Source organism: Pseudomonas sp. NFPP24, from assembly GCF_900112095.1.
Taxonomy (GTDB): domain Bacteria; phylum Pseudomonadota; class Gammaproteobacteria; order Pseudomonadales; family Pseudomonadaceae; genus Aquipseudomonas; species Aquipseudomonas extremorientalis.
On the sequence record NZ_FOKD01000005.1, the window covers coordinates 183,315 to 204,681 of the forward strand.

Here is a 21,367-nt window from a genome sequence, read left to right on the forward strand (position 1 = left end):
GCCAGTATTCTTCTGGCCAAGCCTTATACGGCAGACTTTTGCGATATCTTCCTTTAGAGAACTGCCATGAAAGTCACGTATCACAAACCATCGCGATCTGAGCGTGCCGCGTCCGCCAGTGGTCTGGCCGTCTTTGATAGCGCACCCAGTTTTGGCTATATTTGGCCAAAATATGGGGATAACCAGATGATCACAGTTCCTTTGGGCGAAGCGAAAAACAATCTGTCAAAACTGGTGGATGAGGCCGCTGCGGGCAAGGTCATCACCATAGCCAAACATGGACGTGCGATGGCACAGCTTGTGCCCATGGGGAAATCCAAGGGTCGCAGAATCGGTGCCATGAAAGGCAGGTTCATCATTCCCGAAGACTTCGACGCACCTTTGCCTGACGATCTGCTGGATGCCTTCGAAGGCAAGCCTGCATGAGAGTGCTGTTGGACACCCACATTCTGCTTTGGACCCTGACGGAAGACCCCAGGCTATCCGGCAAAGCCAGGAAGCTGATTGAGAATGCCGCAGAGGTCTACATCAGCGCTGCGACATTCTGGGAGATGGCAATCAAGGTCGGCCTGGGGAAACTCGCTGTCGATCTGGATGAAATCCGTGAGTACTGCCTGGAAAGCGGATTTGTCGAGCTGCCCGTCACCTCGGAACATGCCATCGCGGTCAAGGATCTCGAACACCATCACAAGGACCCTTTTGATCGGCTCATCGTAGCGACAGCCATGAGCGAACCCATGAGGCTATTGACGGCCGATCCAGGCATCGCCCAATACACGTCCTTGGCGATCCTGGTCTAACTCATCTCGACGACAGCACCACCTCAACCAAACACCCACTGCCCAATCAACCAGGCATTCGCCCCACTGATCAGCGCAAACAGAAACCACGCCAGCAACCGCGTTGGTAGCCGATTCACGAATGGCCCCATCAGCTGTTTATCGCCGGTCATGCGGATCAACGGATACAGCGCGAACGGCAACTGCAGACTGAGGACCACCTGGCTGAGGATCAGCAATTTGCCGATGGCATCGTCGCCCATCAGCCATACCCCCACAAACGCCGGAATCAGCGCCAACCCACGGGTGATAAGACGACGTTGCCAGCAGGGGATGCGCAGGTTGAGGTAGCCCTCCATGATCACCTGCCCAGCGATGGTGCCGGTAAAGGTAGAGCTTTGCCCGGACGCCAACAGCGCAATACCGAACAAGATGCTGGCAAAGGCACCGCCCACCAGCGGGTCGAGCAGGTGGTAGGCGTCCTGGATCTCGACCACCTCGGTGTGGCCGGTCTTGTGGAAAGCGGCGGCGGCGAGAATCAGGATCGCGGCGTTGACCAGCAGCGCCAGGGCCAATGAACCGATGGTGTCGATACGCGCCAGCTTGACCGCATCCACTTTGCTGGCGAGGTCCTTGCCGATCAAGCGGGTTTGCACGATGGAGCTGTGCAGGTAGAGGTTATGGGGCATTACGGTGGCCCCGAGGATACCTATGGCCAGATACAGCGGCGCCGCGTCGCTGATGGCCGAGAGTGACGGGGCGAAACCACCGAACACGTCCGGCCAGTACGGCTTGATCAGCACCAGTTCGATAAAGAAACACACGCCGATGGTCGCCACCAGCGCCAGCATGATCGCTTCCAGGCGCCTGAAACCCCGGTTTTGCAGGGCCAGGACCAACAGCGTGTCAAAGGCGGTGATCACAATGCCGGTGGTCAGCGATACCCCCAGCAGCAAGTGGAATGCCAGGGCACAGCCCAACACTTCGGCAAGGTCGGTGGCGATGATGGAGATTTCCGCCAGCACCCATTGGGTACGAGCGGAACCCTTGCTGTAGCGCTCACGGCACAGCTGCGCCAGGTCTTTGCCGGTGGCGATGCCCAGCCGCGAGCACAGGCACTGCACCGCCATCCCGGCCAGGCTGGCCAGCAACACCACGAACAACAGGCTGTAGCCGTAGCGCGAACCGGCCTCGATGGCCGTGGCCCAATTGCCCGGGTCCATATAGCCGATGGAGACCAGCAAGCCAGGGCCGGCGAACATCAACATGCGCTTGAAGAACGAGGCCTTAGGGTCAACGGCAACGGAGCCGGCCACTTCCGGCGGGCAGAACGGGGCGGTAGCAATTTTCGGCAGGCTGAATTTCACGCGGTATCCCAGGCAAACATACAAGACAAGGATGCAGCTTATCAGTCGGACACGACCGTGCGCATCACCGTGTCCCGTGGCAGGTCGAATGCCTCCACCACCTGCACCACCAGGTCCATCTCCTGGTTCAGCGCTTCACGCTCCATGCGCTGGCGAATCACGCCGATCACCAGCACGGCCAACGTGGTGATCGAATACGCCGGGCCGGAAAATGCTCGCATGCCGCTCACCACCAGCATCGCCGCCGCCAACGCCTGGCCCACCACCGGGATTGCCGTGGCCGCGCCACGGCGCAGGATAAAACCGGTGAGCCCGGCCAACGCCGTGCCGCTCAACGCGGTGGCAGCCGAACGGCCTACGTCAAAACGGCTGAACAAGCCCTGCTCCTTTTGCGCGGCAGCCTTGAGTTCTGCGTCGAATACCTGGCGGTCCGCGTTGCTGAGTTTGTCCTTGTACCGTTCGATAAGCTTCTCGGCAACCCGGGCTTCGAGGTCGGCCAGCGCGACAGTATCGAGCGGCTCGTCGAACTTGATCCCCAGCCGCTGCGCCACATCTTCGGCGATCTGGCGGTAACCCACGCCATGCCCACGGGCCAGATTCATGAAGGTATCGCCGCCCATGCGTTGCAGCTCAACAGCCAACTTGAGCGGCTCGCGCACCGTGGCGTCTATCGATGCACTGCGCTTTTGCGCCATCAATTCGGCGAGGAACTTCAACTCTTCCGGCCGGGCCTGCACCAGCGCCGGGAACAAATCGATGTCCTCCTCGGCAAAACGCACTTCAGCACTGCGCTGGTCAGAGCGGATCATGCCGCGCCGCTCGTGCAGCAGGTCGGTGTACTGCACCACCGTCTGCAACTGCGGCCAATAGGCGGCGTGATCGAAAGTCGCCAGGTGCACGTTGGTGACCTTGGCCTTGAGCGCCGGTGTCACCGGGATTGCATAACGGCCGATACAGCGTTCGGTGTCCGGCTTTATGGCCAAGGCCCAGTCCTTGCTGGAGTGGCAGTTGATCACTCGCCCCTTGAGCGGCGCCGACACCACGTCCCACGGGCTCGACGTGCAGATCGCCCCGCCCATCAACAACAGGTTGTCCAACGGCAGCTCACGGGCGGTTTCGGGGCTGGCGAGCAAGCTCTTGACCAGGATCCGCGCACCCAGGGAATGGCCGATCAGGTTGATACGCCGTACATCAAGGGATTCACCGTGCAGGTAGTTGGCCAGTTCCGGCAACAGGCTTTTGGCGACTTCGTCCACCCGCGCCTCGACGCTTTTGTAGTGATCGAGAAAATAGGCAATCGCCTTGCCCACCCCGACGGTCGCCGCGCCCAGGCTGCCGCCGCCCAGCACTGCGCCGATCACCTCCTTGAAGGGTGCAAACAGATTTTCCAGGAAATGCCCGGCCGGCCAGAACAGCATCAGGTTGGTCGAACCTTCGATACTCGCCAACTGCTCCTTGAAGCCACCCAGTTGTTGCCGATTGAAGAACGCCGAATAACCGTGAACATAGAGATTGAGCACGTCGCCCTGAGGCTCGCCGCACAGTACGAAGGTGGGCTTGCGGGTGCGGTGCATTTCATCCCACTGGTGCTGCATGGGGCAGTGACTCCTGGCGACAAGGGACGGCGATAGTAACAAAGGACGAGGCTCATCGCCGTACCGCTGGGGGGAAAAGGCGCCCGGTTGGCAGTAGGGTTGTATCGCCGGCCAGTGAACCTCGCACCGGTCGGGCAAGTTGCGGTCATGCAAGGCGATTAATAACCAGATAACACAAAGCCCTGCACGTGCCGGGCTTTTGCAATGTTTCCAAATGCACGTCATATAGCTTTTCTGCCATCGGGACGTGTTCCTCATACCATCGGTGTCGCCCTGTCTTGTCTCCACCGATCAGCAACAACGCACATCGGCGTGGATCAAAGGCATACAACACGCGAAGCGGCCGACCGGCGTGCTGTATGCGCAATTCCCGCAGGTTGCCGCGCCGAGAAACATTCCACCTATGGAATACAAAATCAAGAGCATAAAACTTAGAAGACGAAGTGGCCGGGCTTCCACCTGCGGCGCTTGGGAAATTGTTTGTACATCCTTGCGCTGCAACGTCAGAGCGCTCGGGATCTTGAAAAATACTGCGTGTTCCCCCTCCTGCGCCGCAAAAACACAATTATCCATATGTAAAAAGCGCTCTAATACCCGCCTGTTGATTGGTTTTGAAGATCCTGGAGTTCCCAATGCCCCATGAAGGCAACCTGTTACAAGCAGCCGTGGTGTTCCTGCTCGCCGCCGTGCTGACCGTGCCCCTGGCCAAACGCCTGCAACTGGGCGCGGTGCTGGGCTATCTGTTCGCCGGTGTGATCATCGGCCCCTCGGTGCTCGGCCTGATCGGCAACCCGCAAAGCGTCGCGCAGTTCTCCGAGCTGGGTGTGGTGTTGCTGCTGTTCATCATCGGCCTGGAACTGTCACCCAAGCGTCTGTGGGTGATGCGCAAGGCGGTGTTCGGCGTCGGCCTGGCGCAGGTGCTGCTCACCGGCCTGGTAATGGGCGTGGTGGCGTTGTGGCTGTTTGGCCAGTCGTGGAACAGCGCTATCGTGCTGGGCCTGGGCCTGGCGCTGTCGTCTACTGCCTTCGGCCTGCAAAGCCTGGCCGAGCGCAAGGAGCTGAACCAGCCCCACGGTCGCCTGGCCTTTGCCATCCTGCTGTTCCAGGACATCGCCGCGATCCCGCTGATCGCCATGGTGCCGCTGCTGGCCGGCAGCGATCACCCGACCACCGAGGCCCAGGGCCTGCAACACGTACTGCAGATCCTCGGCAGCATCGCCGTGGTGATCATCGGCGGACGCTACCTGTTGCGACCGGTGTTTCGCATCGTGGCCAAGACCGGCCTGCGTGAAGTATCCACCGCCACCGCGCTGCTGGTGGTGATTGGTACGGCGTGGTTGATGGAATTGGTGGGCGTGTCCATGGCCCTCGGCGCCTTCCTCGCCGGCCTGCTGCTGGCGGACTCGGAGTACCGCCACGAACTGGAATCGCAGATCGAGCCATTCAAGGGCCTGCTGCTGGGGCTGTTCTTCATCAGCGTGGGCATGGGCGCCAACCTCAGCCTGTTGCTCAGCTCGCCGCTGGTGGTGATTGGCCTGACGCTGCTGTTGATAGGCCTGAAATTGCCGCTGCTGTATGCCGTGGGCCGCATGGTGGGTGACCTCAATCGCGAAAGCGCCCTGCGTCTGGGCGTGGTGCTGGCGGCCGGGGGTGAATTTGCCTTCGTGGTGTTCAAGATCGGCCGCGACCAGGGCCTGTTCGAACCGCACCTCTACGACGTACTGGTATTGACCATCACCCTGTCCATGGCGGTGACGCCGCTGTTGCTGCTGGTGTGCCCGAAGCTGTTCAAGCCCAAGGCCAAGCCGGTGGAAGTGCCCGAGGAATATCGCACCATCGAAAGCGATGCGCCACGCGTGGTGATCGCCGGCATGGGCCGTATGGGCCAGATCGTGGCGCGGATCCTGCGGGCACAGAACATCTCGTTCATCGCCCTGGACACCTCGGTGGAAACCATTGAGCTGACCCGCAGCTTCGGCGGCATGCCGGTATTCTACGGCGACCCGCAACGCCCCGAGATCCTGCACGCGGCCAAGGTCGACCAGGCGGAGTTCTTCGTGATCGCCATGGACGACCCTGAGATCAATATCAAGACCGCCGAGTTGGTGCGCAACCTCTACCCGCACATGCAGATCATCGCCCGTGCACGTAACCGCCAGCACGTGCACCGCCTGGTCGACCTGGACGCCTCGCCGGTTCGCGAGACCTTCTATTCCAGCCTGGAAATGAGCCGCCGCACCCTGGTGGGCCTCGGCTTGAGCCAGGCCCAGGCCGATGCGCGCATCACCCGCTTCAAGAACCACGACCTGCAAGTGCTGGCCGCGCAACACGCGGTGTACGACGACGCGGCCAAGGTGATGCAAACCGCCCAGGAAGCACGGGCAGAACTGGCGCGGCTGTTTGAGATGGATCGACTGGAGGAAGAGTCCGACAAGCTGTGAGGCTGCCAATGAACGAGATTGCGATTTTTCTGACAGAATACGCCGCAATTTCGTTCATCCCCTGGAGCGCTTCATGGCCACTTTCACCAAGACCGCCGTCCTGCTGGCCCTCGCGCTGACCGCCGGCAGCGTGTTTGCCGCGTCCAAGCCGACCACGCAAACCATCTCCACCCTGGGCGGCAAGTTCACCTTCAACTTGCCCAAGGCCTACGCCGCCGACACCCTGCCGGCAGGCAAGGCCGAGGATGGCACTGCCGATACCCAAGGCACGATGTACGCCAACCAGACCACGAAAAGCGTGGTGATCGTCGCCGAAACCGTGCGCAACGATGGGCTGAGCATTGGGGATAATGACACCCAATTCCTGGATGGCGCCGTAGCCGGCTTCGTCAAGGACCAGAGCGCCGCCCTGCCGGACTTCAAGAAACAGAGCGAGAAGAAGCTGACCTTCAAGGGCCTGGGCCTGCGCCAGGTGGACAGCACCGCCACCCAGGGCGGCGGCAAGACCCTGAATTCGACGTTCCTGGGCGGTTCGGGCAATCACCTGCTGGTGATCCAGGCGATTTCGCGGGCCGATGACGCAAAGGGGCATGCTGCGCTGGTGAGGCAGATTACCGGCGGGAAATAACAGTCTTCCAGACAACCCGATCCACATGTGGGGAGGGAGCAAGCCCCTTCCCACAATGTTTGACCGCGTTTAGTTCAGGCTCTTTTCCAGCCAGGCTTTCAGGTCCTGCACTTCCGTTTCACTGATGGTATGCGGCATGCCCGGATACCCGTGGAACTCCGGCTTCAATCCCAACCCCGTCAACACCTCATTCGCCCGAGTGGCCGACGCATAAGGCAGCGCCTGGTCCAAAGTGCCGTGGCCAATGAAAATCGCCAGCTTGCCCAGTGACGCATCCGGCTTCAGCTCAGCCTTGAGCACCGGCAACACGCTGCCACTCAACGCCGCGATCCCACGCAGCAGTTCCGGCCGACGCAACCCCACCTCGTAAGACATGATCGCGCCCTGACTGAAGCCCACCAGGAACACCCGATCCGGCTGGGTGTGGTATTTGACGGTGGCTTTACCGACAAACTCTTCGATCAGCCTGGCGCTGCGTTGCAGGTCGGCGGTCTCGCCATCGTATTCGCCGTCACCGGGCGTCTTGGTAAACCAGCGATAGCCGTGGGGGTCCACCGGCATCGGCGCGCGGGCCGACAGGTAAGTCCAGGTGGACGGCAACGCGTCCTTGATGCCGAACAAATCCTCTTCGTCACTGCCGAAACCGTGCAGGAAAATCACCAGCGGCTGGTTGCGCGCATCGCCCTGGGTCTGTTCCAGGTACGACAACGGCAAGTCGGTATGCAGCGTATCGTCGGCATGAGCGACGCCGACCACCAGGGTCAGTGCCAGGGCAAACAGTTTGAGCATGGGACGTAACCTCAGGGTTTGCGCAGCAGATAAGTGTCCATGATCCAGCCCTTTTCCAGGCGCGCCGCCTTGCGCACCCGTTCGATTTCTTCTGCCACTTCACTGACCCTGCCGCTGATAAGGATTTCATCCGGCGTGCCCAGGTAGGCGCCCCAGTAGATGTCCAGGCCTTGATCGGCCACGGTGCGGTAGGAGTCTTCCGCATCGAGCATCACCACCAGGGTGTCGGCATCACTCGCCTGCCCCGCCGCCAGACGGCGCCCGGTGGTGATCTCGACCGACTTGCCGATACGGTTCAGCGCCACTTTGTGCTGCGCGGCCAGGGCCTGCACGCTGGTGATACCGGGGATCACCTCGAACTCAAAGGCGCAACGGCCACTGGCCAGAATCGCCTGCAAAATGCGGATGGTGCTGTCGTACAACGCCGGGTCGCCCCAGGCCAGGAAAGCACCTACTTCACCGTCAGCCATTTCTTCGTTGATCATGCGTTCGAAGGTCTGCTGCTTGTCGCGGTTCAGGTCCTGCACGGCGGTGGTGTAGTCGATATCGCCGCGCACGCGCTCGGGGCACTCGGCCTCCACGAAGCGATAGCCCGGCTCGGTGATGTAGGTCTCGCAGATCTCGCGACGCAGGTCGATCAACTTGTCTTTGCTCTGGCCCTTGTCCATCAGGAAAAACACGTCGGTGCGGTTGAGCGCCTTCACGGCCTGCATCGTGATGTAGTCAGGGTTGCCGGCGCCAATGCCGATGATCAGGATGCGTTTCATGGGTTGCTCTCAGTGCGGGGCGTGGATTTTGCCATGTTCAGGCGCTCAGGCGTGAGTTTCCAGGCGCAGGCGCCAGACGTTGTTGAAGCGTAGCTCGGTGGCGGACAACGGTTCGACGTCGATACGGTAGAACATCGACAGCGGGAACTGCATCACCTGCAACAACGCGGCGCGGATCACAAAGGGGTGGGTGATGGCGACGATATGGCCGGGTTGGGTTTCGAGGGTTTTCAGCCACTGCGCTACACGTGTACAGACTTCATCGACTGACTCTCCACCCTGGGGCGCGAAGGTGCTGTCGGTGAGCCAGGTATTCAACTCATCACTACTGAGCTGGTTGATGGCCTGGCCTTTCCACTGGCCGAAATCAGCATCGCGCAGGGCGTCTTCGATCACAGCGTCATTGCCGAACAAGCCAGCCGTCTGTCGAGTACGCAGCTCGGGAGCGCAGAGTAAACGCGGCGTTTTCCTGTAACGCCCGGCGAGGGAGCCGGCCGCGCCCTGCCAATCCATCGCCACCGGCTCGTCATCGCAGAAACGCCCCTGTTTTTGCAGAGGCGTGAGGGCATGGCAAATGAGTGTCAGACGTGTGGCTTGCATCGCAGCGTGCTTGGACCCAGGGAATGAGGCCACCAAGACTGGCGCACTTATCCCAGTCGCGCAACGCCTTGTGCCAGATAGAGCACCTGGTAACCCGTCCCTGGGTGCTGCGCGTCCAGCGCCTTGGCCGACAAGGTGACCCGCACCAGGCGCCACGCTTGCACATCCAGCGCCAGGAACACCGCAAAGGTCTCTGCGCTGTCGGCCACCTGTCGATTGCGCCGTTTTCCCTCGGCCAAGGCCACCGCCCTGTCCGCGCCCGCCTCCAGCGGCCATTCCTCGCGGTACAAACTCACTGCGCCCTGCGCCGGGCCACGTTGTACATCCAGCGGCAACCAGCTCTCGATATGCGGGCGACCAAAGCTGTCGAGCACCTTCTGGAAGCGCTCGCCCAATAAAAAGTCAGCGGCCTGCAACGGGTCGGCCCACAGGTACACCGACGAATACACTTTGCCCCCCTGCTCGCGGGCGATAAACGCCTTGAACAGCAACCCCTCGGCGTCATCCCACAACGGCCCCAATTGCGCTGCGCGCCGGTGAATCACGCCCATGTCGTAGTCAGTTGGCAAGCGGTGTGAATACTGTTTGGCAAACATGCGAGAACTCCTGTGCAAGATGAGCGTTCAGCTTGCGCAGCGGCGATGATTTCAACAAGATATCAGCCGATATATGTGCGATAAGGATCGAATATGACTGACGCCCTCAGACCACTGGATATCGATACCGTCCAGGCCTTCGTGCTGGTGGCCGATTTCGCCAGTTTCACCCGCGCCGCCGAAGCCGTCGACACTTCCCAGGCGGCCATCAGCCTCAAGCTCAAACGCCTGGAAGAGCGCCTCGGCTACCGCCTGCTCGAGCGCACGCCTCGCCATGTACGGCTGTCGCCCCAAGGCGAACAGTTCATCATCGCCGCCCGCGCCCTGCTCGATGCCCATGAACGCGCCTTGGGCGACATGGCGACTCACACACCCCGGCGCCTGGTCATCGGCATCAGCGACCACGTGGCCGGCCCCGACCTGCCGGCCTGGCTCAGCCGCCTGGCCGCCTACGACCCGCTGGTGATCCTCGAAGTGCGCATCGCCTCCTCCCGCGACCTGGTTGCCGCTTTTGATCGCAATGAGTTGGACGCCGTGATCGTGCGCAACGAGGGCGACCGCCGGGACGGTGAAGTGCTGGCAGTGGAACGCTTCGGCTGGTTCGCCGCCCCCACCTGGCAACACACCCCAGGCACGCCCCTGCGCATGGCGACCATGGCCGCACCCTGCGGTGTTCGTCACCTGGCGACCCGCGCACTGGACACGGCGCGCATCGACTGGACCGAAGTCTTCGTGGGCGGCGGCGTCATGGCCGTCGGTGCTGCCGTCAGCGCCGGATTGGGCGTCGCCGCCCTCGCCCGCCGCGTGGCGCCGTCTGGCGCGGTAGATGTGAGCGAGCAATACGGCCTGCCACCCTTGCCGGTGAGTGAAGTGGTGCTTTACAGCCGCATCACCGATGTGCGCTCACGGGAGACACTGCGTGCCCTGAGTGCGACCTTTCGCGGCGTGCTGCAACACTGAAATAACTGTCTTTTGTGGCGAGCGGGCTTGCCCCGCTCACCACAGGGGAATTCGGTGATCTAAGAGAAATCTGTCAGTCAAACCACTCCCGCCGACCTTCAAAGGTGCCAACGATCAGTTCCACAATCATCCGCACCGCCCCCTCATCCCGCACCTGCGCATTCACCGCCAACCACACCTGGCGCTGCATGCTCTCGGCCAATAACCCCGGCAACGCCACCAGCCCCCGGTCAAAGCTGCTCATGTACTGCGGCAGCAACCCAATGCACGCGCCACAACGGATCATCTCCAGCATCAGCGAATACGCATGCACCTGCACCACTGCCGCCAGGCGCTCCTGTACAACCTGGTTCCACGCCTGCAAAGCCCCCACCTGCGCATCCGGCTGCCATTGCACCAGCATGTAATCGTCGAGGTCCTCCACACTGTCCGGCCGCGTGGTCAACCGCGAATAACGCTTGGCGATATGCGGCAGATACTGCAAGCGCGCCAAGGCTCGGGGTGGCTCAGTGGCAAAGCTCGGACCCGGCACCGGCCCGTCGGCGTCTGACAGCCACAGCACCACGTCCACATCCACCGCCTGCAACGACAACTGACTGTCGATGGAGATGATCTCCAGGCGCACGCTGGCATTGCGGCGCAGCAACGCGATCAGATCGCGCCCAAGGATGTCATGCAGGATCGGCTCGGCCACGGCCAGCCGAATCAGCGGCTGCTCCGTCACAGGCAGGCGTCGTTCATGGGCCAGGGCAATCAGCTGCGCCTGCAGCTGCTGGCCATCGCGACTGAGCACCAAACCATTGCCCTGGTAGCTGAACAGCGAATGCCGCAGGTGTTCCTCCAACTGCGCCAGACGCTTGCGCAACAGCGTGGCCTTGATATTCAAACTGCGCGCCGCCTGCATGAAACAGCCGCAGCGTGCACTTACCAGGAAATAGCGCGCCACTTCCGGGTCGATCTCATGGGCCAGGGCCAGCCAACTGCTGCGGCCTTCGGCTGGCGCACGATAAGCGGACGGCCCCTGAGGGGCAGACGGTTCTAGAAATGCCATGGGAGACTCCCTGTCTTGTCAGTCTGTGCATCCAATGCGGGTTGACGCGTACTACTCCAGCACTTTGTTCAACTCGGCGCCGTCGATACTCAGGGTGGCGGTATTGAGCATGCCTTCGAGGTAAGCCTTGGCGATCTGTTCCTGGCGTTGTGCACGCAGGGCCTGGGTCAGGCGTCCACGCAGTTCGTCGAGGGTCGCGGTGCGCGCCGGTTGCTGGCCGGTGAGCTTGAGCACATGGAACCCCGCCGCGCTCTGCACCACGTCCGACACGGCACCGACCTTGAGGCGCGACACCGCACTGCGCACTTCCGGCACCAGTTGCTGCAACGGCTGCATGCCCGAGTCGCCGCCGCGCGTGGCGGAGTCGGCGTCCTGGGAATATTGGGTGGCCAGGGCGGCGAAATCACCCGGTGCGGCCTGGGCGCGGCGGCTCAGCTCCTGGGCCTGGCGGCGCACGTTATCGACGGTTTGCGGGTCATTGGTCGCCAGGAAAATCTGGCTCACGCGATACAACGGCGGCGTTACCCACTGGGCCTTGCCGCTGTCGTAGGCCTGCTGCAACTCCGCCGCGCTGGGGTAATCGGCCGGCACCTGGCTGACCGAGAGCATGTAGTCGCGAAACACGATCTGCTCAGTGGCCGCACGGGTCTGCTGCTCCACGTCGGGGCGCTGGCGCCAGCCCTGGGCATCGGCTTGTTCAAGCACAGCCTTTTGCGCCAGGCGTGAGCGAATCCAGGTTTCCAGCGCGCCACGGTTGCCGCGCAATTGCTCACGGGACTCGGCAGGCAGGCTGGCCAGCACGGTTTTCAGCTCCGTCAGGTCGATCTGCTGATTGCCCAGGCGGGCCACCGCCGGCCCAGCCGATACAGGGCTGATCACCGGTGCCGGTTGCTGCGCCGCCACCGGGTCGCTGCCCGGTCGCAGGCTCAAGCCCACCGCCACCACCAGTAAAGCCAGCGCACCCGCGCCGACCATCAGGGTTGGTTTCTTCACAATACCGGTGCCTCGGTTTCAGCCTGCAACTGCGCGGCCTGCTGGCTGTACTCACGCAGGTAGACGATAAATTCCTGCAACAGGCGGTCCCACAACTCCAGCTGGCTACGCAGGTGCGTAGCGCCCACGCCCGCTACCACCACGTCCATTTCCATCAACAGGAATTCGCCCTGCACGGACAAACGCGCAAAGCGCCGCGAAGCGTTCCACACCTGGGCCAGGCCTTCGGGCAGCTCGCCCTGGATCCGCAGCGCGCAGCTGTAAGTGAAATCCACATAGCCGCCCTGCTCCGCCGCCGGGTTACCGAAGCGCACCGCAAAGCCGATGCCCTGGCTGGCGCTGAGCAATTGCACGATGCCATTTTGCTCAGTCTGGTTGACCCGGTAGCCGGCTTCCTGCAGCAACTCGGTGAGGCTCTGGGGGGTGACGCTGGTGATCAATTCGCTCATGGAGATCTCTTCCCTGTCTATCAATGATTGGCGGTTGCCTGGGGTGCGTCGAAACGGCTCTTGTACAAATCGTCGCCAAAGCCCTGGGCCAGTTCCTCGAACTTGACCCGGGCGCTGCTGGCGAACGGCTGGCGGATACTCATCACCTCGGCCACGTCGATTTTTTCGTAGGCCGCGAGTAACTGCTGGGCCACGCCGTACATCTGCTGATTCTTGACTGAACATTGCTGCACTTGTGTGTCACGTTCGCTCAGTTGTGCCTGCAAGCGTGCACGCTCAGCCTCTTTGCCCTTGGCCAGCACCAGCAGTTCGTCATAGGCTTTCTTGAACTTGCCGATCTGCTCATTGCTGGCCGCCATCTGGGCCTGCGCCTGGCTGTGCAGGCTCTGTTGCTGGCCGGCCAATTGCTCGGCCACGCCGCGAGCCTTGTCCAACTCGGCCGTCAGTTGCTTGATTTGCGCCTGGGCTTGCCTGGCCTGGTTTTCAGCGGCAAGGCGCGCGGCGCTGGCCTGGGCCTGTTCGCTTTGCAAGGCCTGCAATTGCTGGGTGGTGCTGCGCAGTTGCGTGCGCAGGCGTTCCTCCATGCCTTCAGCCGTAGCGCCGGTAGCGACCAGCAGCAGTAACAACCCGCAGATTCGCGTGTTCATGTGGCATCTCCCTGCGCATCAAAAGCGCGTGTTGAGTTCCAGTTGCATCACATCCACCTCGAACGGCGCGCCATACACTTCGGACGCACTCAACCAACGCGCACTGGCGTAGATGTTCTTTTCGATGCCGTAGTTGGCGCCAATGAAGTAGCCCTTGGCGTTGGTGCCGCCCAGGTGGAACGACGAATCGTTGAAGCCGTCGGGCAAGGCGTCAGGCTGGATGTACTTGTAGCCGGCCAGTACGTTCCAGTCGCCACGCTTGCGCATTTCCAGCGCGCTGCCGAGGGTGAACGAAACCATCAACGCATTGCCGCCACTTTCAAACTGACCGTTGCTGTTGATGTTGTTGACGATCTGGCCTTCGCTGCGCTTGAGCATTTCGCCCTTGTCGTAGGCCAGGTTGTGGATGTAATTGCCCTGGGTGCGCAGTTTGAAGTCGCTCGGCAGCTCGGCATCCCAGGCCAGGTTGAGGTCGAGCACGTCGAACTTGGACGCCAGGCCCACGAACTGCGGCTGCGGGGTCAGGCCGGGCGTCGCCGGGTTGGGGGTGATGTCGCGTAGCAGGAACACGCTGTTGCCCTTTTGCATGAAGGCCAGGCGTGAACCGTCGCTGTCACAGGCCGGCTGGCCGGACCAGGGCTGGCAAGCGCCGGAGCGCTTCCCTTCGATATCGTCGAAGTGGTAGTACGCCAACGCGCCCTTGAGGCTGTTTTCGCGGTTGATCTTCCAGTTGGCGCCGATCTGCCCGCCAAACAGCCATTTGGTATCGCTGTCTTCCTTGTCGAAACCGTTGCTGCTGGCCGAGTCGGAGGTGTACTCCACCGGGAACGCGCCCAGGGTGCCGAACAGGCCCCACTCACTGTTCAGCGCGTGGTTGAAGTTGGCGGCGACACCGTCGAAGTTCAGGTCGCCCGAATACATCATGTCGGTGGAATAGAACGGGTTGGCGAAACGCCCGGCGGTAAGGGTCACGTCCGGGCTGGCCTTCCAGCTCAGGTAACCCTGGTCGAGCCAGATGTCCTTCTTGCCAAAGCCACCGCCCAGGGTTTGGGTGGTGGACACCGGGTTGTTGTCGGAGCCGGTGCCCACCCGAATGCCAGCGGTCCAGTCCGGCGACAGTACCGCTTTCATGCCCAGGCGAGCGCGCAGGCGGAACAGGTTTTCGCGGTCCTTGGTGGTGTTGAGCAGCGGTGGCAGCTTGGTGTTGGTGTCTTTGTTGGTGTCGTACGGGCCACTTTCATTGAGCTTGGCGTAGTCGACGATCTCGTTGCTGTTGTTGCCCGAGAAGTAGCGCGACTCATCCCGCAGGCGGATATCCCCGTCAAAGCTGATGCGCGAGACCCAGTCCGGGAAAGTATTGGGCTGCGCCCAGTTTTCCTGTTTGGCAGTGGCCATGACCTCGGCCTTGACCTGGTCACGAATCTGATCCTTCACCGCCTGCGGCACGTATTGCACCCGCACATCGCCGGGGGCTGCGGTCGGGCCTGCGGCCACCACCGGCGCGGCATTCGCCTGACGCGCCTGCCGGGCTTCTTTTTCGGCCTGGGCGATCAGCCCGTTGGCGGTGTCCTGGCTCAGCACGCCCTGCTGCACCAGCAGGCGGATCAGGTTGATGGTGACGTTTTCCGAGGGCGCAACCGGGGCCGCAGCCGCCTGGCCGACCAGGGTCGCGATGACCATGCCGACCGCCAGGGTCAGTCGATTCACGGGGGAAATCATGTGTAGGCAACTCCTGTAAAAACCGTTGAAAAAAGGATTCAATCAATCCGGGCGCCGGCCCTTGAGGGACAGGCGCATGGGCAGCGTCAGCGACGCCGGTGGTTTCTGTGTGGCACGCGGCGCCTGGATCAAGGCGAGCATCTGCGCATCGGTCTCGGCATCCCCGCTGGACTTGGCCACCAGCGCCTTGGTGACCTGGCCATCGGCGCCCAGCCACAGGTCTATCTGTATCGAGAAGGCCTTCTTGCGCAGCTCAGGATCCTCGCGCATCAGCCGTTGATAAGTGCCGGCCAGGTACTGCTTGTAGGTGCCGGTCCCCAGCCCGCCGCCACCGCTGCCGGCCATACCGCCGCCCTTGCCGGCACCGATGTTGAAACCGTCATTGCCGGACTGGGCGTCGCCATCGATCTGCATCGGGTTGGCCAAATCCTCGTCAGGCGAAGGCGGCGCTTCTTCGACCGGCTTGACCTCTTCGGGCTCGGGGCTCGGCACCGGTTCCGGGACTTTTTCTTCGACCTGGGGCTCGGGCTCCTTGGGTTTTTCCGGCGGTGGCGGTGGTGGCGGCGGCAACGGGATAATCGTCGGCACCTTCGGCGCTTCACGGCGCACGCCGCTCATGTCGTTGGCCCACTGCCACAAGAACCAGGCGGCGACGGCGCCCAGCAACAGGCCGGCGCCCCACTTCAACGGGCGCAACGGCGGCGTGTTTTTCACAGGCGGTGGCGCGATCGGGATCTGTGCAGTCATGACTCAGCCCTGGCTCGGTTTGCCGGTGACCAGCCCGACCTGGGACAGCTCCAGCCGGCGCAGCAGGTCGAGCACTTCGATGACTTTCTGGTACTGCACCATCGCATCGCCGCGCACGATCACCGGGAAGTCCGGGTTCAGTGCTTTCTCGATGCGCAGGCGCTCTTCCAGCTCGCCGAGAGTCACCGGATAGGCGTCGAGGAACACCTGGCCGCCGTCATTCACGGAGATGGCCTTGGTCTTGGCCTGCGACAACGACACCGAGGCGCTGGCCTTGGGCAAGTGAATCTGGATGCCCGACACCTGGGCGGTCGCAGTGAGGATAAACATCACCAGCACCACCATGAGCACGTCCACCAGGGGCGTGATGTTGATGCTGTCGACGGCCGCGTCATCGTCATCGTCGTGGGAGGCATTTACGGAAGCCATGGCGATTCTCCTCAGGCCGGAACCGATGCGTGATGTTCGCGGCGGTGCGCGGCTTCACTGTGCTGGCTCTCGCCGTGCATCTCCGCCAGGCGAGTGATGAACTCGTCGACGAACACGCGCATGTCCGCACTGACTTCCTTGTTGCGCGTGATCAGGCGGTTGTAGCCAAACAGCGCGGGGATCGCCACGAACAGGCCCATGGCCGTCGCCAGCAACGCCGCCGCCATGCCAGGGGCGATCGCGTTGATGTTCACGTCACCGGCCATCGCCGTGCCGAGGAACACCACCATGATCCCCAGCACCGTGCCGAGCAGGCCGATGTACGGGCCGCCGGCGATGGCGTTGGACAGGGTCGAGAGTCTGGAACTGAGCGCTTGGTTCTCGCGGGTACGTACACCATCCATGGAGCAACGAATGGCTTCGATGGTGGCCGCCGACACCGACGAGGTATCGGCGCCCTGGGCACGGCGGGTGCGGATCTCCTTGACCGCCACCAGGTACAGGCGCCACAGCGAAGAATGAGTCAGGCGCTCACCCAACAGGGCGTCGTCGGCATACATCTCCAGGCGGGTGCCGATCTGCGCGAAGTGCTCGCGGAAGACCTCGTTGGCACTGCTTACACGGCTGACCTGGCGGTTCTTGCGCAGCATGATGACCCACGACTGGAACATCATCGCCACCAGCACCAGGATGATCACCCAGGCATCCACCGGTACGGCGTTGAGCAAAAAGCCCAGGCTGCCGAAACCGAAGCCGGATTGTTCTTCATCCACCCCGTAGGCCACCAGCTTCGACTCGGCGCCCTGGGCGCTGGCATCGGCCAGCAACAGCGCAGCCGGGCGTGCCACCTTGGACAGGCGCAGCTCATCGATGGCACCGGCGAATGGCAGGTGGGTGCTGCCGGCTTCCGGAAGGTCGGCGCCGATGGCTATCTGAGAATTGAACGCCGGCAAGGCCTGCGCCAGGGTCGCGGTTTCGCGGCCATTCACATACAGCGTGACCTTATCGCCCTCGGCGGTGAACGCCAGGTGCTGCCATTGACCAGGGTTCAGCGGTTGAGTGGAGACGGCGCGCTGGCCGTCGACGTCCACGAACGGCATGCCCTGGTTCAGGCCCAGCAACAGACTATGGCCGCCGTCGCGACGGGCCAGCACCGCTTGCTCGCCGCTGGCCTGGTCCAGGCGCAACCAGGCGCTGAACGTGAACGCGCCGCCCGCCGCCTGCTGTAACGAGGGGCTGGCCGGCAACATCAACGCTTGGCCGCTCAACTGCAAGGCGCGGCCGATCACGCCGTCGATGCTCGCGCCGGTGGCGTTCAACGCGGTGTTGGCGTAGGCCGTAGTGTCCCGGGCCGGGGTGCCATTGGCCCCGTCAAAGTGGTAGAGCGCGGTGTAGTTCGGGTCGAAGGTCAGTTGCCCATTGGCCGTGGCCGGGGCCTTCTGGTTGCCGTAGTACATCCACAGGTCCTGGCGCTGGCCGCCTTCGACCTTGGGCACATCGACCCAGATCAGCGCCATGCCCATCAGTGGGTCGAAGCTTTCGATCTGGTGGTTGAACACGGTCTTGTCGTCGGCACTCACAAAACGCAGGTCAGAACCGTCGTCCTTGACTCCGTCAAACGTGAAGTTGCCGGTGTGCAGGCGCACCAGCAGTGCAGTGCGACCCAGGGCCTGGCTGATCGCGGCGCCTTGGGCGGTGGTGTCTACCGAAATCTGTTTGCGGTAGTGCCAGTCGTCCTGCCACCAGGCATGGGCGGTGGCCGGGAGCGCGAAGCCCAGGCAGATCAACAGGCTCAGGAATAGGCGTTGCATGGGTGAAGTCTCCGGAAGAAAAAGTCAGAAAGTCGCCTGCACACTGAAGTGCAGTCGCGAGTCCTGTTTCTGGGTGTTCGGTCCATCGAGCAGCGGGTAGCCCCAATCCAGGCTGCCGGACAACCATTTGCTCAAACTGGCGCGGGTGCCCAGGCCGACACTGGCCAGGCTGTATTCGTCTTCTTGCTCGGGCAGCGGGTCGTGCAGGCGCATGCGCGCGCCTTCGGCGAACGCATAAAAGCGCCACTCCTGCACATAACTGCCGAGGAACCTGGCCAGGGACGGCGTGCGCAGCTCCTGGGAGAGCAAGTAACCCTCATCCCCGGTGCGCTCCGCCGCCAGGTAACCGCGCACCGAAGTGGCGCCGCCGGCGGAATATTGCTCGTTGGAAACCAGCGGCCCCGACGCGAGCTGGAAGCCGCCCTTGGTTGCCGACTGCCAATCGTTGGCAAAGGTGTAGGTGTAATTCAGGTCGCCCTTGAGCACGGCGAAACTGGCGCTGGCCTTGTAGCGCTTGTAGTCGAACTCTTCGGCATCGCTGCCGTAGCCAAAGAACGCGCGGGTGCCCACCACCAGGTTCAGGCCCAGGCCCAACTGGGATTGTTCGGTGTAGCGAAAGCCGTTGTAACCCAAGGTGAACGGTGCGTACTTGAGCGGCACCTGGTCGCTGCTGGAGCCGAATTTCATCTGCTCGTCGAAGTCCTTGAAGTCCACGCCGAACGAGAACGAATGGGCCCAATTACCCGCCGCCGGCAGGTTGTAGATGGCCGACACACCGTAGGAATGGCCCTTGCCCAACACGTTGCTGCCGCCGATGGTGGCGATGTTGCTGTCGGACTGGTAACCCGAGAACTGCAAGGTCCAGCGCTCATTCAACGGCGCGCTGTAGGAGCCGGACCAGACCTTGGCGTTGTCGGTGTCCTGGGGCGCGGTGAAGTAGGTCAGGGAAATGCTGTGGCCCAGCTGCCAGAGGTTGTCGTAACCCAGCGTGGCGACCGAACGCAGCTTCTCGGTGTCGGCGCTGTAGTCGTTGTTCAGGCCGAGGGTGGCGTGCCAGGGGTTCTGGTCTTCCACCTGCAGGTCCACATCCATCGTGCCCGGGCGCTGGCCTTCGCGCACCAGCGGCGTGACCTGGCGCCCGGCACTGCGATTGAGGCCGGCCAACTGGGTTTGCACCGTGGCAAAGTCCGGCACCGCGCCCTCCTCCAGGGCCGGCACCTGCTCGCGGATTTCCACCGGTGAATAGTGCTTGGCGCCGACCACCCGTACGCGGCCAACCTTGGTTTCGCTTACTTGCAGGTAGACGATGCCGTCATCGACCTTCTGCTCCGGCAGCTCGACAAACACCGACTGGTAGCCACGCGCCTGGTAGATCTTCTGCAATGCATCGCGGGCACCCTCGATATCGTCCAGGGTCTTTTGCGGCCCCAGGAACGGGTACACCGCCTCCTCGATCGTCGTCGCATCGAGCACGGTATTGCCGCGCACGAAGTACTCATTGACGTCGACCCTGCGCGCCGCCGCCTCTTCCTCGGCCAACACCGGTTGCGCCAGGCTCCCCAGCGTCACGCAACACAGCGCCAGCGTTAATTTGAACAGATGCTCCACACCGCCCCCTGACTGTCTGATTGTTTGCACCGTCGCCGAATGCCCGGCGTACGGCCTGCTCAATTGCTGGTGATCGCGGTGTTGCCGTGGCGTGCCAGCCAGGTGTGCAACAGGGCGAAGTTCAACGAGAACTCCGGCATGTGCAGCAAGGCGCCACAAAACACGTCACCGATGATTTTCTGGATGAGTTGCACCGCACGCGGGTTGTTCAGCAGCGTGGCGATGTCGCGAGTCAGGACGTGAACGCTCCAGACCTTCTGGTTGAGGTCCAGGCCGACGAACCAGCGGAACAGCAGGTTGTAGTTCAGTTGTTCATGCAGTTGCTGCTCGCTGGGCACCGAATACAGCAGCTGCAGCAGCAGGATCTGCAGCACGGTCTGCGCAGGGATCGACATCACGGGTTCGGCGGTGAGCCAGTCACGGTGCTGGTCGAGCACTTCGTCGATCTGCGGGCGCAGCAACACCAGGGAATGGCCTGCCGGGATGTAGCTGGCCACTTCCTTGCGGGCGCCCTGCCAGTCCTCCTGGGAGACAATCCAGACCCAGGGTGCGCCGTAGCGATAGACCGACACCGGCTTCTTGCGCGCTGCTTCGACGATCTTCGACAGGCGCTGGTCGAGCTCCTGCATGCCCACTTTCGAGTAACGTTCCATAGTTCCCATCGCCCCACTCCTGGCATCCTGCTTGCGGCTGAAAAGCTCACCTTTCTGGTGGGCTCAAGCGCGTTACACAGAGGAGACGGGAGTGGCCATGGGCTACCGAACTTTTGTCATGAAAGCTTCATTTGGGATTGGGTGGGGGGCATTTTTTTCGGGGCATATCCATTGCTGCGGCAACGGCTACTTAGGGTTCCGCCCTTCGGCGGCTCACTTTTGAAAAGCCGGAATGCCGGCCCAGTCAAAAGTAAGCAAAACGCTCTTGCCCCAACACTCGGCACCTCGCTTAGGCTCGGTGTGCCCGTAATCCGACAGGGATTTGGGGGCCGCCTAACATCAAAATCAAAAGCAGATCAAAAGCCAGAGCCAGAACAAACCACCCTTCAACTGATACATGAAGATCAACCTGTGGGAGGGGGCTTGCCCCCGATGGCGGTGTGTCAGCCAACTCATCAGTGACTGACCCACTGCCATCGGGGGCAAGCCCCCTCCCACACTTTGACCGAGTACCGGCCATACAATCCGGTCGGCTCTAAGGCCGCCGCGCTCTTGCTTTTGATCTGGGATCGCCCCGTCAAACACGCTGGCCGAACGCAGGCTTGAATCCGTGGCCCACGGATTCAAGCCGGAGAGAGGGCACACCGAGCCTAGGCGAGGTGCCGAGTGTTGGGGCAAGAGCGTTTTGCTTACTTTTGCGCTCTTCAAAAGTGAGCCGCTGTAAGAGCGGAACCATAA

Annotated in this window: 21 protein-coding genes and 1 pseudogene; 5 read left to right on the forward strand and 17 right to left on the reverse strand. The window is 62.3% G+C overall.

Annotation, left to right across the window (positions count from 1 at the left end; genetic code table 11):
• Positions 1–66 precede the first annotated feature (66 nt).
• On the forward strand, positions 67–426 hold the full coding sequence (locus BM026_RS12510; protein ID WP_256575413.1) for a type II toxin-antitoxin system Phd/YefM family antitoxin: 360 nt from the start codon (positions 67–69) through the stop codon (positions 424–426).
• On the forward strand, positions 423–800 hold the full coding sequence (locus tag BM026_RS12515) for a type II toxin-antitoxin system VapC family toxin (RefSeq protein ID WP_092245829.1): 378 nt from the start codon (positions 423–425) through the stop codon (positions 798–800). Before BM026_RS12510 ends, BM026_RS12515 begins: the two co-directional genes overlap by 4 nt.
• Before the next feature lie 23 nt (positions 801–823).
• Here BM026_RS12515 and BM026_RS12520 read toward each other — a convergent pair whose 3' ends face one another.
• The 3 genes and pseudogenes from BM026_RS12520 to BM026_RS29365 form a co-directional block, all read right to left on the reverse strand.
• Positions 824–2,146 (reverse strand): Nramp family divalent metal transporter, encoded by a 1,323-nt coding sequence (locus tag BM026_RS12520; RefSeq protein WP_092245833.1) that lies wholly within the window; start codon positions 2,144–2,146, stop codon positions 824–826.
• A gap of 41 nt (positions 2,147–2,187) precedes the next feature.
• Positions 2,188–3,741: a DUF726 domain-containing protein gene (locus tag BM026_RS12525; RefSeq protein ID WP_092245836.1), complete on the reverse strand. Its 1,554-nt coding sequence runs from the start codon at positions 3,739–3,741 to the stop codon at positions 2,188–2,190.
• Between the two features lie 145 nt (positions 3,742–3,886).
• A pseudogene (locus BM026_RS29365) lies at positions 3,887–4,132 on the reverse strand (type II toxin-antitoxin system RelE/ParE family toxin); the annotation flags it as partial.
• Between the two features lie 241 nt (positions 4,133–4,373).
• Between BM026_RS29365 and BM026_RS12535 the strand changes: the two are divergent.
• Positions 4,374–6,182 (forward strand): monovalent cation:proton antiporter-2 (CPA2) family protein, encoded by a 1,809-nt coding sequence (locus BM026_RS12535; protein WP_071491240.1) that lies wholly within the window; start codon positions 4,374–4,376, stop codon positions 6,180–6,182.
• A gap of 73 nt (positions 6,183–6,255) precedes the next feature.
• The gene (locus tag BM026_RS12540; RefSeq protein ID WP_093528752.1) at positions 6,256–6,810 is read left to right on the forward strand and encodes a DcrB/PsbP domain-containing protein; all 555 of its coding nucleotides are present in this window, start codon (positions 6,256–6,258) and stop codon (positions 6,808–6,810) included.
• A gap of 69 nt (positions 6,811–6,879) precedes the next feature.
• Here the strand turns inward: BM026_RS12540 and BM026_RS12545 are convergent, their stop codons facing one another.
• The 4 genes from BM026_RS12545 to BM026_RS12560 are packed head-to-tail and all read right to left on the reverse strand — an operon-like array spanning position 6,880 to position 9,562.
• Positions 6,880–7,599 carry an alpha/beta hydrolase gene (locus tag BM026_RS12545; RefSeq protein WP_092245842.1) on the reverse strand — a complete coding sequence of 240 codons (720 nt, stop codon included), beginning with the start codon at positions 7,597–7,599 and terminating at the stop codon, positions 6,880–6,882.
• 11 nt (positions 7,600–7,610) lie between these two features.
• Positions 7,611–8,366 carry a precorrin-6A synthase (deacetylating) gene (cobF, locus tag BM026_RS12550; protein WP_093528755.1) on the reverse strand — a complete coding sequence of 252 codons (756 nt, stop codon included), beginning with the start codon at positions 8,364–8,366 and terminating at the stop codon, positions 7,611–7,613.
• Positions 8,367–8,411: 45 nt separating this feature from the next.
• On the reverse strand, positions 8,412–8,966 hold the full coding sequence (locus tag BM026_RS12555) for a histidine phosphatase family protein (RefSeq protein WP_093528758.1): 555 nt from the start codon (positions 8,964–8,966) through the stop codon (positions 8,412–8,414).
• Between the two features lie 47 nt (positions 8,967–9,013).
• The gene (locus tag BM026_RS12560; protein ID WP_093528761.1) at positions 9,014–9,562 is read right to left on the reverse strand and encodes a DUF4865 family protein; all 549 of its coding nucleotides are present in this window, start codon (positions 9,560–9,562) and stop codon (positions 9,014–9,016) included.
• Positions 9,563–9,655: 93 nt separating this feature from the next.
• Between BM026_RS12560 and BM026_RS12565 the strand changes: the two genes are divergently transcribed.
• The gene (locus BM026_RS12565; RefSeq protein ID WP_093513693.1) at positions 9,656–10,522 is read left to right on the forward strand and encodes a LysR family transcriptional regulator; all 867 of its coding nucleotides are present in this window, start codon (positions 9,656–9,658) and stop codon (positions 10,520–10,522) included.
• Positions 10,523–10,595: 73 nt separating this feature from the next.
• Here BM026_RS12565 and BM026_RS12570 read toward each other — a convergent pair whose 3' ends face one another.
• The 10 genes from BM026_RS12570 to BM026_RS12615 are packed head-to-tail and all read right to left on the reverse strand — an operon-like array spanning position 10,596 to position 20,629.
• Positions 10,596–11,573 (reverse strand): LysR family transcriptional regulator, encoded by a 978-nt coding sequence (locus tag BM026_RS12570; protein WP_093528764.1) that lies wholly within the window; start codon positions 11,571–11,573, stop codon positions 10,596–10,598.
• A gap of 51 nt (positions 11,574–11,624) precedes the next feature.
• Positions 11,625–12,566, reverse strand: a complete 942-nt coding sequence (locus BM026_RS12575; protein WP_093528767.1) for a peptidylprolyl isomerase — start codon at positions 12,564–12,566, stop codon at positions 11,625–11,627.
• A complete protein-coding gene (locus BM026_RS12580; RefSeq protein WP_170856083.1) occupies positions 12,563–13,015 on the reverse strand; it encodes a YbjN domain-containing protein in 453 nt (150 codons plus the stop codon). Before BM026_RS12580 ends, BM026_RS12575 begins: the two co-directional genes overlap by 4 nt.
• A gap of 20 nt (positions 13,016–13,035) precedes the next feature.
• Positions 13,036–13,662 (reverse strand): DNA repair protein, encoded by a 627-nt coding sequence (locus BM026_RS12585; RefSeq protein ID WP_092245856.1) that lies wholly within the window; start codon positions 13,660–13,662, stop codon positions 13,036–13,038.
• A gap of 18 nt (positions 13,663–13,680) precedes the next feature.
• A complete protein-coding gene (locus BM026_RS12590; RefSeq protein WP_093528770.1) occupies positions 13,681–15,381 on the reverse strand; it encodes a putative porin in 1,701 nt (566 codons plus the stop codon).
• Between the two features lie 42 nt (positions 15,382–15,423).
• Positions 15,424–16,128 carry an energy transducer TonB family protein gene (locus BM026_RS12595; RefSeq protein WP_092245862.1) on the reverse strand — a complete coding sequence of 235 codons (705 nt, stop codon included), beginning with the start codon at positions 16,126–16,128 and terminating at the stop codon, positions 15,424–15,426.
• A 3-nt stretch (positions 16,129–16,131) separates the two neighbouring features.
• Positions 16,132–16,557 carry an ExbD/TolR family protein gene (locus BM026_RS12600; protein ID WP_010564254.1) on the reverse strand — a complete coding sequence of 142 codons (426 nt, stop codon included), beginning with the start codon at positions 16,555–16,557 and terminating at the stop codon, positions 16,132–16,134.
• Positions 16,558–16,568: 11 nt separating this feature from the next.
• The gene (locus BM026_RS12605; RefSeq protein ID WP_092245864.1) at positions 16,569–18,368 is read right to left on the reverse strand and encodes a DUF2341 domain-containing protein; all 1,800 of its coding nucleotides are present in this window, start codon (positions 18,366–18,368) and stop codon (positions 16,569–16,571) included.
• Positions 18,369–18,392: 24 nt separating this feature from the next.
• Entirely contained in the window at positions 18,393–19,976 is a 1,584-nt protein-coding gene (locus BM026_RS12610; RefSeq protein WP_093528774.1) for a ShlB/FhaC/HecB family hemolysin secretion/activation protein, read from the reverse strand.
• Between the two features lie 59 nt (positions 19,977–20,035).
• A complete protein-coding gene (locus BM026_RS12615; RefSeq protein WP_093528777.1) occupies positions 20,036–20,629 on the reverse strand; it encodes a transposase in 594 nt (197 codons plus the stop codon).
• Positions 20,630–21,367 lie beyond the last annotated feature (738 nt).

What these genes read in the sequence shown, in the direction of transcription:
- BM026_RS12510 (WP_256575413.1), top strand. Translation starts at nt 67, where the DNA reads ATGAAAGTCACGTATCACAAACCATCGCGATCTGAGCGTGCCGCGTCC.
- BM026_RS12515 (WP_092245829.1), top strand. Translation starts at nt 423, where the DNA reads ATGAGAGTGCTGTTGGACACCCACATTCTGCTTTGGACCCTGACGGAA.
- BM026_RS12525 (WP_092245836.1), bottom strand. Translation starts at nt 3,741, where the DNA reads ATGCAGCACCAGTGGGATGAAATGCACCGCACCCGCAAGCCCACCTTC.
- BM026_RS12535 (WP_071491240.1), top strand. Translation starts at nt 4,374, where the DNA reads ATGCCCCATGAAGGCAACCTGTTACAAGCAGCCGTGGTGTTCCTGCTC.
- BM026_RS12540 (WP_093528752.1), top strand. Translation starts at nt 6,256, where the DNA reads ATGGCCACTTTCACCAAGACCGCCGTCCTGCTGGCCCTCGCGCTGACC.
- BM026_RS12545 (WP_092245842.1), bottom strand. Translation starts at nt 7,599, where the DNA reads ATGCTCAAACTGTTTGCCCTGGCACTGACCCTGGTGGTCGGCGTCGCT.
- cobF (WP_093528755.1), bottom strand. Translation starts at nt 8,366, where the DNA reads ATGAAACGCATCCTGATCATCGGCATTGGCGCCGGCAACCCTGACTAC.
- BM026_RS12555 (WP_093528758.1), bottom strand. Translation starts at nt 8,966, where the DNA reads ATGCAAGCCACACGTCTGACACTCATTTGCCATGCCCTCACGCCTCTG.
- BM026_RS12560 (WP_093528761.1), bottom strand. Translation starts at nt 9,562, where the DNA reads ATGTTTGCCAAACAGTATTCACACCGCTTGCCAACTGACTACGACATG.
- BM026_RS12565 (WP_093513693.1), top strand. Translation starts at nt 9,656, where the DNA reads ATGACTGACGCCCTCAGACCACTGGATATCGATACCGTCCAGGCCTTC.
- BM026_RS12570 (WP_093528764.1), bottom strand. Translation starts at nt 11,573, where the DNA reads ATGGCATTTCTAGAACCGTCTGCCCCTCAGGGGCCGTCCGCTTATCGT.
- BM026_RS12580 (WP_170856083.1), bottom strand. Translation starts at nt 13,015, where the DNA reads ATGAGCGAATTGATCACCAGCGTCACCCCCCAGAGCCTCACCGAGTTG.
- BM026_RS12585 (WP_092245856.1), bottom strand. Translation starts at nt 13,662, where the DNA reads ATGAACACGCGAATCTGCGGGTTGTTACTGCTGCTGGTCGCTACCGGC.
- BM026_RS12590 (WP_093528770.1), bottom strand. Translation starts at nt 15,381, where the DNA reads ATGATTTCCCCCGTGAATCGACTGACCCTGGCGGTCGGCATGGTCATC.
- BM026_RS12595 (WP_092245862.1), bottom strand. Translation starts at nt 16,128, where the DNA reads ATGACTGCACAGATCCCGATCGCGCCACCGCCTGTGAAAAACACGCCG.
- BM026_RS12600 (WP_010564254.1), bottom strand. Translation starts at nt 16,557, where the DNA reads ATGGCTTCCGTAAATGCCTCCCACGACGATGACGATGACGCGGCCGTC.
- BM026_RS12605 (WP_092245864.1), bottom strand. Translation starts at nt 18,368, where the DNA reads ATGCAACGCCTATTCCTGAGCCTGTTGATCTGCCTGGGCTTCGCGCTC.
- BM026_RS12615 (WP_093528777.1), bottom strand. Translation starts at nt 20,629, where the DNA reads ATGGAACGTTACTCGAAAGTGGGCATGCAGGAGCTCGACCAGCGCCTG.